Origin of the sequence: Microbispora sp. CSR-4 (assembly GCF_008033685.1) — a bacterium.
Taxonomy (GTDB): Bacteria; Actinomycetota; Actinomycetes; order Streptosporangiales; family Streptosporangiaceae; genus Microbispora.
Genome location: NZ_VJVX01000052.1, coordinates 55,445 through 67,227, shown reverse-complemented (window position 1 = coordinate 67,227; position 11,783 = coordinate 55,445). Strand labels below are relative to the sequence as shown.

Below are 11,783 nucleotides of genomic sequence, written 5' to 3'. Positions count from 1 at the left end.
TCACCCGTCACCGACGACACATCCAGCACCCGCCCGTCCGGCGCGAGCACACACGGCCGCTCCTCACCCACCGGACCCACCCGCAACAGCTTCACGATCGCCTCCTATACACCCGATGTCTCGGCCCGTCGAGAGTGCCACAATCGCCAGCTCTTCGTAAAGACCGGACACTCCGGGCGCGACCGCGCCGACCGGCGCGATCGCATTCATCGGACCACTCAAGGTGGCGAATTTCCTTAGCTCAGCTAACTACTAAGGTGGGGTCCCTGCACCGCCATCTCACGGCGGCGGTGTGACAAGAGGGAGAGGGAAGTCCAATGACGCACGCGATATGGGCCGGCACGGTCGCCGTGACCGGGCACGAAGGCGCGGAACTCGAAGCGTACGCGGCCCGGCCGCTCGACTCCGGTCCTCACGGCGGGGTCGTGGTGATCCACCACATGCCCGGCTATGACGAGGCCACCAAGGAGATCGTCCGGAAGTTCGCCGCGCACGGCTACGCGGCGGTCTGCCCCAACCTGTACTCCCGGGAGGGCGCGGGCGTGAGCCCGGACGACCAGGCCGCCGCGGCCCGGGCCAAGGGCGGCGTCCCGGACGAACAGCTCGTCGGCGACGTCGCGGGCGCCGCGGACTACCTCAAGGGGCTTGAGCACGCCAACGGCAAGGTCGGCGTCATCGGCTACTGCTCCGGCGGGCGGCAGACGTTCCTGGCCGCCTGCTCGCTCCAGGTCGACGCGGCCGTCGACTGCTACGGGGCCTTCGTGGTCCCCCCGCCGCCCGCCGAATTCGCGCTGCAGGCCGCCCCGCTGATCTCCAAGGCCGGCGACCTGTCCTGCCCGCTGCTCGGGCTCTTCGGCGCGGACGACACGCACCCTTCGCCGGAGGAGGTCGGCGTGCTCTCCGCGGAGCTGGACAAACTCGGTAAGGAACACGAGTTCCACATCTTCCCGGATGCCGGCCACGGGTTCTTCGCCACCGACCGGTCCTCGTACCGGCCCGCCGCGGCGGTGGAGGGCTGGAAGAAGGTCTTCGGTTTCTTCGGCCGCCACCTCACCGTCTGAGGAGAACCAGAAATGTGCACCTATCTCACCGAGAAGTTCCGGATCGACGGCGCCGCCAAGGGCGGGTCGGGCTGGTTCACCGTCACCGACGGCATGGTCTACGTCGACCACCCCTACCACGCGACCCAGGAACACACGGTGAACATCGACCTCGCCAACCCGGCGGAGGGCCCGTCGGCCCGGGTGGCGATCGAGCTCACCGAGGAGGGGGCGCTGGCCCTCGTGGAGGCCATCCACAAGGCCCTGGCCGCGGCGCCGCCCGGGCCCGCGTCGGCCGCCCGCCGATCCGCCCCCGCCCCCGCTCCCGCCTGACCCCGCCGCAGGCCGTACGGCTCCCGCCCCTCTCGGAGCGGGAGCCGCGAGCGGCGCGCGTCAGGCTTCGAGCGACATGTAGAGGCGGGTGCCGCCCGGCCGGAAGCCCACGCGTTCGTAGACCCGGCGCGATCCCTCACCGCTGTACTCCAGCCACACCGACCGTGCTCCCCTGGCGAGCATCGTCTCGGCGAGCGTGGCGGTGACCGCGCCGGCGATGCCCCGCCCGCGCCAATCGGGACGGGTGCCGACCCCGGCGAGCTCCGACGTCTCCACGGCCGGGGCGGAGCACATGGCCGCTCCGGCGCAGCCCCCGCCGGGCGCCCGGACGAACCGGACCGCGCCGCCGCTCTCCTCCGTACGGCGCAGCCGGGCCGCGCCCTCCGGCGACGCGGGGAACTCGCCGCCGAACGCCTCGGACAGGGCGGCGTCGATCGCCGTGTAGTCATCGTCCGTGGACGGCGTCTCGACCGGCAGAGCGGCCGGCGGCATAGGCATCGTCAGCGTGTCCGGAACGCAGACGAGGTATTCGTGCACCGCCTCGACCGTGAACCCGGCCTCCTGAAGAGCCGGCCGCACGTCGGGCGCGGCGTCCGGCGCGAACGGGGCTTGAGCCCGCGCTCTCGGAACGCGCCGATCAGCGCCGCGACATCGCGCGCACCCGGCCGGGCGCCGGGCAGGGGTGTCGCGTAGTTGATGTACGGGCTGGTGGTGCCGGGGTCCACGCCGAGAACGAAGCCGCCGATTTCGACGGCTTCGGGACGGCGGCGCAGGTTGGCCACGGCGAAATTCTGGACATCGATGCCCACGGTGATATCGACCTCACGAATGACAAGAGCGGTTCGCCCGCCGCGCGGGGCGGTGAACGCGCGCAACAGGGATGAGAAGGGTGCACAGAGCAAGGTGCACTGAGCAAGGTGCACTGAGCAAAGTGCACTGAGCACCGTCACGTGGGGCCGCCGTGAGACGGAGGGCAGTGGACCGGTGACGCGGAAGGCGTGCCGGTCAGTGCCGCCGGCGGCCGCTGCGGGACGCCGAGAACATAGGCTTCGTTCCTTCTGTGAATGCGTGGTGAAGCGCGCTCACCTTCCCACGCGCGTTCCCGCAATCGCAAATCATTTGCTTCCGGTCAGGCCGGTGGCACGGGGGCGAGCATGCCGACGAGGTCGGCGGCGTCGAGCGAGCGGATCACGGCGGGGTCGAGGTGGGCGGGGGGCAGGGCGTAGACCTGCGCCCCCCCGCTCACCCGCACGCCGTCCCGCAGCCCCATGGCGAGATCCGCTTCCGGCACGACGGGCCCGGCCGCCCGCCGCGCCCAGAGGCGCGCCGCGAAGGCGGCGGCGTCCTCACCGGGACGGCGCGTGTGCCGGCTCACGGAGCCGTCGCGGTGCCGTACGACGACCTCGCGGGCGCGGGCGGCGGCGTGCCAGCAGGCGACCCCCCACAGGGTGACGTGCCCGCCGAGACCATAGGCGTCCTCGGCCGCCGCGCCCAGACGGGCGAGCTGCTCTTCGTATCCGTACACGTTGTGGAACCCGTCGAACGCCGACACGTTGAGGTCCACCCAGCGCATCGTGCGCGACCAGAGGTCGGCGACGAACGGGACGAGGATCTTGGCCGGGCCGGTCAGGTCGAAGCGCTGCCGTACGGCGAGCGGGTCGAACAGGCCGTCCGGATCGTCCATGAACCCGGCGAAACCGCGGAAGAGTTCGTCGAACGGCACGTCGTTGTAGCTGAACACGATGGGCACCACATATCGGCCGCCGATCGCGCGCAGCGCCGCCGTGTCGAGGTCCACGAACTCCGACGCGCCCTCCGGCTCGGGCGCCGAGGTCAGGTCGCCGGAGTGGACGGCGGCGCTCCCGCCGAGCCGCAGGCTCGTGTAGTCGCACAGCCCGGTGAACGTCCACCGCGCGTCGAACACCGCCACCGACAGGTCCAGGTCGACCCGGTGGTTCTCGGGCTGCGCCCAGTGCAGGAACAGCCGGACGCGCTCGCCGCCCGGCAAAGGACGCACGCTCCCGCGCGGCAGCCGTACCAGCGAGGCCGAGGCGGACCTCTCGGCCTGCGGCGCGAGCAGGTCGGTCAGCTCCTCGTCCAGCAGCGCGGTCTCGACGGGCGGCAGCGCGGCGGCCCGGCGCAGCATCTCCCCGGTCAGCACGTCGGACAGGGCGGCCACGGTCTCGGAGGCGAGTTCCTTGCGGACGTCGGGCTCGGTCCAGATCCGGGCCGCTCCCCCGCGCGGCAGGAACATCCGCGTGCCGCCCGGCGGCGTACGCAACTGGCCCAACGTGGCGATCAGCACGGCCGGGGAGACGTGCGGCGCGGCGGCGCGCAGGGCCTCGGCGAGATCGGTCGCGGGCACGCGGCGGGCGAGATCGGCGGTGCGCCGCAGCAGCTCCCCCGGCCGGCGCGAGAGCAGGGCGAGTGCCTCGTGGGGATCGGTCCGCAGCGCCGCCTCGAACCGTCCCGCGAAGGTGCGGGCGCGCAGCCGTACGCCGTCGAACGTCAGCAGGTCACCGTGGGGCGCCGCACGCTCCAGCAGGACGTCCGCCATCGGCGTGCCCGTGCGCAGCGGGGTGCCTCGCAGCACGGCGAACGCCAGGGCCGCGTCCGGGTGCCGCCGGTGGAACTCGTGCGGGTGCAGCACCTCTGCCATCTGCCGCCACTGCACCGGATAGCGGTGCAGGTCCTCGATCAGGTGCGGCAGCGGCTGCCGGTCCAGCACGGCGAGGAGCGCGCGGCGCACCGGCCTGGGCAGGCTCGTACGGCGCGGGAGGCGGGTGCGCAGCCCGGGATCGCCGCCCATGAGGGCGTGGAGCAGCCGCAGCACGTCGGTCGCCGTGTCGGCGTGCCGCGCGGGCAGGCCCAGGTCGCCGTGCCGTACGGCCGCGGCCAGGACGACGGCGCGGGTCTCGCGGGCGGGGATCCGCTCGGGCAGCCAGCCCGCAGAGCCGGGCCAGAAGCGATCGACGATCTCGGCGACGACCTCCTTGTCCTCCGCGCGCGGCGCCGACTGCCGCGCCAGCAGCGGCCCCAGCAGGTCGCGGGCCCGGGCGGCGGGGTCGTCGCACAGCCCGAGCAGGGTCAGCGTGCCGGGCACCCCGCCGTTCCACGTGACGGCCGGAGCGTGGACGTCGTCGGCGGGGCGCAGGAAGGGATCACCGGGGTCGATCCGCCGGTGGCAGATCGGGCAGGCGCTGTAGTCGGCGCCGTCCCAGCACGCGCTGCAGACGAGGTGCGCGCACGGGGACACCGGGTGGACGGCGCCGATCTCCCCGCACAGCACGCACGGCTGCTCCGGCCGCTGGAGCAGCAGGGAGAACACCCTGCGGACGAACACCTCCGATGTGTCTGCGGGCACCGACTCGGGGAAGCGGCAGAACAGCGGCGTGTGCACGACGAGCCCGCCCCGCAGGGCCGACAGGGCGGAGACGAGCGCGCGGCCCGCGTGCCCCAGCTCGGCGGCGTCCAGCTCGGCCAGGCGGGCGCGCAGCGGCGCGCTCAGCACGTGCCCGAGCTGGAGCAGGTCCGACTCCAGCGCGATCACGCCGTCCGCGACGGGGGCGCGAGGCCGGGCCCGGCGGGACGATCGGTCCCCGCGCCCCGGGACGGCGGTCTCCCGCGCGGCGGCGGGAACGAGCAGGGCGGGGGTGCCCAGCCGCTGCCGCAGCAGCAGCTCCGCCAGCCGGTCCACGGGCATCCTCCCTGGGGCACGAGCGATCGGACAGGCGCCGGGAAAGCGGGAAGGGGCGGAGAGTGGACGCGCTAAGCGATTTAACAGATCGAGAAGGAAGCACGTCCGGAGCCGCCCCTTGGCCTGTCACCCTAGCCCGCAGCCCGATCCCGTGTCGCCCGGTTTTTCCGCTATGCGGCCCGCCGGCCGCGTCACCGGCCTCCCCGCAAAGGACGTCTAGATAATGCGGCGATCAACAATTTAGACCAAATGTAGACGGATCTCCTAGACTTTCTTCCAGAGAAACCGCCGGCGTTTCCACCCCGCGATTCATCCCGGCCCCGGCCCACGGCCTCGCCGGCGAAGGAGACCTCACCCCTGGATTCCATGCGAAACAAAAGCGCCAACCCGGGATCGGACCTCCCGCAGCGGAAGTACGAGCACGCGCGTGACGTCGTCCTGCGCGAATACACGACGCGGTCCCAGGCTTCCGCGGCACTGGCCTACGCGTATCTCATCGAATTCGTCGGCCGCGCGGCCGCGACGGGCAGCAGGCAGGCGTGGGAAAAGGCCTGGTCCCAAAGAGATCTGTGCCAGAGGCAGTTGTGGGCCGGCCACCGGCCGAACGCGGCGTCGCATGTGAAGATCCTCGATCCGCTGCGTCCCCTGCTGCTCTTCCAGGAGACGGACACCGTCCGCCTGCCGCGTGCTCTCGCACCGGCGGTGGTGCGGCTGACCCGCACGCCACACGGGGCCATCAGGTTCAAGGAGCACTATCTGTACGTGCTCACCCCGGGGAACGACATCCTGGTCCATCCGGTGCCCGTCCCGGCCCGGGACCTTTTGTTCCCCTGGCCCCGCGCGCACTTCAACGGCGTACGCCATCCCCACCTGTCCCCCGGCGGAGCGCCGGTCGTGTCGGCGGGCGAGCTGTGCCTGTTCGGCGATGACGACGGTGTGTCCGCCGTCGTCTTCAACACCAGGTCCGGCCACTACCACCCCCCGCCCATCAGCGCGCTGGGGATGCACGATGCCTGCCGGGAGACCTTCGGCCTGGAGTCGGACCGCATCCTGTTCCTCACCATGGGCCCGTCTCCCGGGGACGCCTGCCATGGCGGGTGACCCCGCCCGGGGCCGGGCGACCGGCATGGACAGGCCGGCATGGACAGGCCGGCATGGACGGGCCGGCGGGGTACGCTCCTCGCCGGCCCGATGCCGGCGGCTACCACTGACCGCCCGGTGTGCCTGCCTCCCGTCGCGTGCCTCCCTGCTCGTGCTGCCGGTAGTTGGCGGCGAACGCCAGCGCGCCGAGGCCGAACAGGAAGATGATCGCCCCGGTGACCACGTTGTCCCAGATCGTCGCCGTGGTCGCCGGCCGGCCGCTGATCACCCACGGAGCGATGATCGTCCAGACGCCGAGCACCGGCACCACCCAGCTCATGCCGTACGTGCGGCCGAAGGCGGACGCGCAGCCCATCGCGAGCGCGGCGACCGTCAGCCCGACGATCAGGTTGTTGATCGCCAGACCGCCGAAACCGCTGAATCCCACGATCCACGGCGAGATGGCAAGGTAGAGCCCGGCGAGGAACGTCACTCCATCCATGACCTGAGCCGGAACGGTCGATCCCGCGCGGTCGTACGTCTCGCGCAGTTCCGTCACGTCCGGGCGGTGTGCCAGACCTGGTCGCACCATGTCGCGTCACCTCTTCTCCCAGACGGGCCGGGCCGATGACCCGGACCCCTCGCTTGCATCATGCAACGCCGCAGGTGGTGAAGGGGAGGTCACGAGATGCGCAGGAAACAGATGGACGACATCTGTCACTCCGATGTCCCCGCGCCGGCCAGCGCCCGGGCCGTGTTCAGGATGGAGACGTGGCTGTACGCCTGGGGGAAGTTGCCGGTGAGACGTCCCTCGCGTACGTCGTATTCCTCCGACAGCAGGCCGACGTCGTTGCGCAGGGACAGCAGGCGCTCGAACAGGCGCCGCGACCGTTCGCGGCGGCCGATCAGGGCGAGCGCGTGGGCGAGCCAGAAGGAGCAGGCGATGAAGACGCCCTCCCCGCCCGGCAGGCCGTCCACGTCGTCGGCCTCGGGCCGGTAGCGCAGGACGAGCCCGTCCTCCGTCAGCTCTCGGCACACGGCGTCGACGGTGCCCGCCACACGTGGGTCGTCCAGGGGCAGGAAGCCGAGCCGGGGAATGAGCAGCAGCGCGGCGTCGAGCCCCTTCGACCCGTAGAACTGGGTGAAGGTGTTGCGGCAGGCGTCGTAGCCGTGCGCGCACACGTCCCGGTGGATCTCCTCACGCAGGGCGCGCCACCGGCGGACGGGACCGTCGAGGCCCTGCGCCTCGACCGAGCGGACCATGCGGTCGGCCGCCACCCAGGCGAAGACCTTGGAATGGACGAAGTCGCGGCGCGGGCCGCGCACCTCCCACAGCCCGTTGTCGGGCTCCCGCCACGCCCCCTCCAGATACTCCATGAGCCCGCGCTGCAGGTCCCAGACGTCCTCGTCCGGCCGCAGGCCCGCCTGTCTGGCCTGGTAGAGGCACTCGATCACCTCGCCGTACACGTCGAGCTGGAACTGCCCCGAGGCGGCGTTGCCGATCCGCACCGGCCGCGATCCCTCGTATCCCTGCAGCCAGTCGGCGGTCCACTCGGGCATGTGCCTGCTGCCGTCGAGCGTGTACATGATCTGCAGGTCGGCGGGGTCCCCGGCGACGGCCCGCAGCAGCCAGTCGCGCCAGGCCGTCGCCTCGTCCGCGTACCCCGCGCCGATCAGCGCCCGCAGCGTGAACGACGCGTCCCGCAGCCAGCTGTAGCGGTAGTCCCAGTTGCGCGGACCGCCGATCCGCTCCGGCAGCGAGGTCGTGGCCGCCGCGACGACGCCGCCCGTGGGGGCGTACGTGAGGGCCTTGAGCGCGAGGAGGCTGCTGCCCACGGCCTCGCCGTACTCCCCGTGATAGCGGCACCGGCCGAGCCACCGCCTCCACCGCCGGTCGGTGGCGGCCAGCTCCTCGTCCGCGTCCAGCCGCCGCGGCCGGCCCTGCCACGACTGCTGCCAGGTGAGCACGAACGGCACCCGGTCGCCCGCCGACACGGCGAAGGAGGCGGTCGTCCCCCGGAGACGGGAGTCGTGGGCGAGCTCGACGGGCGACTGGAGCCAGGCGGCGTTGGGGCCGGCGACGACGGCCAGCTCCCCCTCGCGGTGCCGCACCCAGGGGATCACCGCGCCGTATTCGAAGCGCAGCAGCAGCTCCGTGCGCATGTCCACCCGGCCCCGCACGCCCTCCACGATCCGTACGAGGTCGGGCGCCTCCCCGCGCGGCGGCATGAAGTCGAGGACCCGCACGCACCCGCCGGGCCTGTCCCAGGTCGTCTCCAGGACCAGCGTGCCGTCGCGGTAGCGGCGGCGGGTGCACGTTCCCCCGCCCGCCGGGGCCAGCAGCCAGCGGCCCGCCGCGCGGCCGCCCAGGAGCGCCGCGAAGCAGGCTCCGGAGTCGAAGCGCGGCAGGCACAGCCAGTCCACGGAGCCGTCGCGGCCGACCAGGGCGGCCGTGTGCATGTCGCCGATGAGCGCGTAGTCCTCGATGCGCATCGTTGTCCCCCGTGATCCCCGGACGTACCCGGTCACGAGGGGACGAACCGGTCGGCTAGCGGACGTACCGCTCGACGAACTCGTTGGCGAAGACGCCGCGCGGGTCGTAGTGCCGCGCCAGCGCCGCGAACTCGTCCAGGCGCTCGTAGCGGGTGCGCAGGACGTCCGCGGGGAGGGTGAACAGCTTCCCCCAGTGGGGCCGCGCGCCGAACGGCGCCAGGCGCTCCTCGATCGCGGTGAGCACGGGCGTCACGGCGGCGGTGTCCTTGATCCACGTGAAGTGGAAGGCCACGGTGTCGCGGCCCTGGCTCGGGCTCAGCCACAGGTCGTCGCCGGCGATCGTGCGGATCTCGGAGATCTGCAGGACCGGCGCGATGCGGTCGCGGATCGCGTCGAGGGCGCGGAAGGCCGCCGACGCGTGCTGCCGGGGCACCATGTACTCCGACTGGAGCTCCTCGCCGCTGCTGGGCGTGAAGTCGGGCCGGAAGTGCGGCAGGCGCTCGAACCAGGGGCCGGGGACGCCCAGCTGGGCCGTGCAGTGCACCGCCGACACGCCGGGCACGGGGTGCCGCGGGCCGTCGGCGGGCGCCGCCCCGAAGAAGCCGCCGCCCGGCTCGTGAAAGCCCTCGGCGGCGTCCGCGCCGACTCGTTCCTTGACCCAGGCCTGGTTGATCCGCGAGGTCCGCCAGTCGGTGAACAGGCTGACGCTGTACGCGGCGGACATGACGGCGTCGAACCGGTCGTCCAGCACCTCGGCCGGCAGTCCCTCGAACACCCGCTGGCGGACGTCGAACGACGGCACGACGTCGAGCGTCATGGCCACGACGACGCCGAGGGCGCCCAGGGCGACGACGGCCCCGGCGAACCGGTCGCCGTCCGCGTCGCGGCTCAGCGTGACGAGCTCGCCCTCCGCGGTCACCATCTCGATCGCTCGTACGGAGGTGGCCAGGCCGCCGTTGGCGTCGCCCGAGCCGTGGGTGCCGGTCGCGCAGGAGCCCGCGACCGAGATGTGCGGCAGCGACGCGAGGTTGGGCAGGGCGTAGCCCTTCTCGTGCAGACGGCGGCCCAGCTCGGCGTACCGGACGTTCGCGGCGACCCGCACCGTGGACGACCCGCCGTCGATCTCGATCTCCGGTGGCAGCGCGTCGAGCGAGATCAGCGCGCCCGGGGAGTCGGCGATGTGGTTGAAGGAGTGTCCGCTGCCCAGCACGCGGGCCTTCTCGCTGCGCGCCACCAGGGCGCGCAGTTCCTCGACTGAGGAGGGCCGCTCGACCTCAGCGGCCCGGAAGGTGATGTTGCCCGCCCAGTTTGTCACCAATTGAGTCACAAGGGAGTTGTACCGGAACATCACGCTCAGGCGCTCCCCCGCGTGCGGTTCACCTTCCCGGCGACGGGCCGGCGCCTCCGCCCCTGCGCCTCCGCCCTGCGCCTCCTCCCTGCGCCTGCGGTCAGGCGCCGCGGCCGGGGACGCTGGCGAGGTACCAGTCGACGATCTTGAGCCGCTCGTCGGCCAGTCTGGCCTCCACCTCGGCCTGGGTCTTCGGCGCGCCCAGCAGCACGTCGTCGCCCGGACGCCAGTTGGCCGGGCAGGAGACGCCGTCGCGGTCGGACGTCTGCAGCGCGTCCACGAGCCTGAGGATCTCGGGGATCATCCGCCCCGCGTTCATCGGGTAGTAGAGGATCGCGCGGACGACCGACTGCGGGTCGATCACGAACACCGCGCGGACCGCCGCCGTCGTCGACATGTTCGGGTGGAGCATGCCGTACGCCCGGGACACCCGCGTGTCGAGGTCGGCGATGACCGGGAAGGGGATCTTCACGCCGAACTTCTCCTCGATCGCCCGCGTCCAGGCGAGGTGGCTGTACACGGAGTCGACGGAGTTGGCGAGCAGGGCGACGTCGCGGGCGGCGAACGCGTCGGCCAGCTCGGCGAACGCGACGAACTCGGTGGTGCACACCGGGGTGAAGTCGGCCGGATGGCTGAACAGCACCAGCCACCGCCCGGCGTAGTCGGCGAGCCGGACCGGCCCGTGGGTGCTCTCGGCCTCGAAGTCCGGCGCCCTGTCGCCGATGAGCGGCAGCCGGGCGGGCTCCGCCCCGGGTCCCGCCGAGGGCGCGGCCGAGGGTGCCGCTGAGGGTGCCGCCGAGGGTGCCGCCGAGGGTGCCGACGGTGTCGCCGCGGGCACCGCAGAGGTCACCGCAGAGGTCACGGCAGAGGTCACGGCAGAAGTCATGGTCGCTTCCTTTCCGCGTCACGCCGCCAGGAGCGGGGCCGCCGCGAAATGCCGCCGCGTATGGCCCACGGCGGGCGGTCGGCGCTCTCCTCGTGGCCCGGCGCGTCCTCCAGCTCGTCGTCAACCGCATCGTCAACCACGTCGTCCATGGGTGCCCGTACCCGCGGAGACCAGCCGCGACCACGACCGTTTCACCCCGATTCGGTAATGCCGCGGGCCACGAGGTCCGGGCGGGAATGAACGAGGAACGAACAGGGGGACGCCATGCCGACGACCGAGGTCAGCCATCCGCTCTTCGCCCGCTTCTACACGTGGTTCAGCCATGTGCTCGACCGGCAGGGCATGATCGGGCAGCGCGCGGCGCTGGTGTCGGGGCTGTCGGGCCGGGTGATCGAGGTCGGCGCGGGCAACGGGCTCAACTTCGTCCACTATCCGCCGTCCGTCGCCGGTGTGCTGGCCGTCGAGCCCGAGCCGCGGCTGCGGGCGGCCGCCCGTCAGGCGGCCCGTGACGCGCCGGCGCGGATCGAGCTGGTCAGCGGCCTGGCCGACCGGCTCCCGGCCGCCGACGGGGAGTTCGACGCGGCGGTGGTGTCGTTCGTGCTGTGCTCGCTGCCCGACCCCGTCGCCGGACTGCGGGAGATCCGCCGCGTGCTGGCCCCCGGCGGGCGGCTGCGGTTCCTCGAACACGTCCGCGCCTGGTCCACGGGCTGGGCCAGGACGCAGGACCTGCTGGACGCGACCGTGTGGCCGCGCCTGACCGGCGGCTGCCACACGGGCCGCGACAGCGTGACGGCCGTCGAGGCGGCGGGCTTCACCGTGGGGTCGCTGGAGCGCTTCGTCTTCCCCGGCCGCGCCTGCAGCCCCATCTCCTTCTGCGTACGCGGCGAGGCCCGGCCCTGACTCGGG

The 11,783-nt window shown here is 72.7% G+C and carries 11 protein-coding genes; 4 read left to right on the top strand and 7 right to left on the bottom strand.

Annotated features, from left to right (window positions below):
- The first annotated feature begins 317 nt into the window (after nucleotides 1-317).
- A complete protein-coding gene (locus tag FLV34_RS30485) occupies nucleotides 318-1,061 on the top strand; it encodes a dienelactone hydrolase family protein (protein WP_147944733.1) in 744 nt (247 codons plus the stop codon).
- A 12-nt stretch (nucleotides 1,062-1,073) separates the two neighbouring features.
- Nucleotides 1,074-1,373, top strand: a complete 300-nt coding sequence (locus tag FLV34_RS30480) for a DUF6295 family protein (protein ID WP_147944732.1) — start codon at nucleotides 1,074-1,076, stop codon at nucleotides 1,371-1,373.
- Nucleotides 1,374-1,433: 60 nt separating this feature from the next.
- Here FLV34_RS30480 and FLV34_RS41840 read toward each other — a convergent pair whose 3' ends face one another.
- The 3 genes from FLV34_RS41840 to FLV34_RS30470 all read right to left on the bottom strand — a co-directional run bounded on the left by FLV34_RS41840 (nucleotide 1,434) and on the right by FLV34_RS30470 (nucleotide 5,070).
- A complete protein-coding gene (locus FLV34_RS41840; protein WP_222709678.1) occupies nucleotides 1,434-1,910 on the bottom strand; it encodes a GNAT family N-acetyltransferase in 477 nt (158 codons plus the stop codon).
- On the bottom strand, nucleotides 1,874-2,248 hold the full coding sequence (locus FLV34_RS41835; RefSeq protein WP_222709677.1) for a hypothetical protein: 375 nt from the start codon (nucleotides 2,246-2,248) through the stop codon (nucleotides 1,874-1,876). The genes FLV34_RS41840 and FLV34_RS41835 overlap by 37 nt, the downstream gene beginning before the upstream one ends.
- 254 nt (nucleotides 2,249-2,502) lie before the next feature.
- A complete protein-coding gene (locus FLV34_RS30470; protein WP_147944731.1) occupies nucleotides 2,503-5,070 on the bottom strand; it encodes an MXAN_6230/SCO0854 family RING domain-containing protein in 2,568 nt (855 codons plus the stop codon).
- A gap of 366 nt (nucleotides 5,071-5,436) precedes the next feature.
- On the opposite strand from FLV34_RS30470, the gene FLV34_RS30465 reads away from it, so the two are divergent.
- Nucleotides 5,437-6,171, top strand: coding sequence for a hypothetical protein (locus tag FLV34_RS30465; RefSeq protein WP_147944730.1), 735 nt, complete (start codon nucleotides 5,437-5,439; stop codon nucleotides 6,169-6,171).
- A 100-nt stretch (nucleotides 6,172-6,271) separates the two neighbouring features.
- On the opposite strand, the gene FLV34_RS30460 is transcribed toward FLV34_RS30465, so the two are convergent.
- The 4 genes from FLV34_RS30460 to FLV34_RS30445 all read right to left on the bottom strand — a co-directional run bounded on the left by FLV34_RS30460 (nucleotide 6,272) and on the right by FLV34_RS30445 (nucleotide 10,877).
- Entirely contained in the window at nucleotides 6,272-6,742 is a 471-nt protein-coding gene (locus FLV34_RS30460) for an SPW repeat protein (RefSeq protein WP_142651183.1), read from the bottom strand.
- Between the two features lie 125 nt (nucleotides 6,743-6,867).
- On the bottom strand, nucleotides 6,868-8,643 hold the full coding sequence (locus FLV34_RS30455; RefSeq protein ID WP_147944729.1) for a glycoside hydrolase family 15 protein: 1,776 nt from the start codon (nucleotides 8,641-8,643) through the stop codon (nucleotides 6,868-6,870).
- Between the two features lie 55 nt (nucleotides 8,644-8,698).
- Nucleotides 8,699-9,970, bottom strand: coding sequence for a D-arabinono-1,4-lactone oxidase (locus FLV34_RS30450; RefSeq protein WP_147944728.1), 1,272 nt, complete (start codon nucleotides 9,968-9,970; stop codon nucleotides 8,699-8,701).
- Nucleotides 9,971-10,091: 121 nt separating this feature from the next.
- Nucleotides 10,092-10,877, bottom strand: coding sequence for a peroxiredoxin (locus tag FLV34_RS30445; protein WP_147944727.1), 786 nt, complete (start codon nucleotides 10,875-10,877; stop codon nucleotides 10,092-10,094).
- Between the two features lie 264 nt (nucleotides 10,878-11,141).
- On the opposite strand from FLV34_RS30445, the gene FLV34_RS30440 reads away from it, so the two are divergent.
- Nucleotides 11,142-11,777: a class I SAM-dependent methyltransferase gene (locus FLV34_RS30440; protein WP_142651187.1), complete on the top strand. Its 636-nt coding sequence runs from the start codon at nucleotides 11,142-11,144 to the stop codon at nucleotides 11,775-11,777.
- The last annotated feature ends 6 nt before the right edge of the window (nucleotides 11,778-11,783 follow it).

What these genes read in the sequence shown, in the direction of transcription:
- FLV34_RS30485 (WP_147944733.1), top strand. Translation starts at nt 318, where the DNA reads ATGACGCACGCGATATGGGCCGGCACGGTCGCCGTGACCGGGCACGAA.
- FLV34_RS30480 (WP_147944732.1), top strand. Translation starts at nt 1,074, where the DNA reads ATGTGCACCTATCTCACCGAGAAGTTCCGGATCGACGGCGCCGCCAAG.
- FLV34_RS30465 (WP_147944730.1), top strand. Translation starts at nt 5,437, where the DNA reads ATGCGAAACAAAAGCGCCAACCCGGGATCGGACCTCCCGCAGCGGAAG.
- FLV34_RS30460 (WP_142651183.1), bottom strand. Translation starts at nt 6,742, where the DNA reads ATGGTGCGACCAGGTCTGGCACACCGCCCGGACGTGACGGAACTGCGC.
- FLV34_RS30455 (WP_147944729.1), bottom strand. Translation starts at nt 8,643, where the DNA reads ATGCGCATCGAGGACTACGCGCTCATCGGCGACATGCACACGGCCGCC.
- FLV34_RS30445 (WP_147944727.1), bottom strand. Translation starts at nt 10,877, where the DNA reads ATGACTTCTGCCGTGACCTCTGCCGTGACCTCTGCGGTGACCTCTGCG.
- FLV34_RS30440 (WP_142651187.1), top strand. Translation starts at nt 11,142, where the DNA reads ATGCCGACGACCGAGGTCAGCCATCCGCTCTTCGCCCGCTTCTACACG.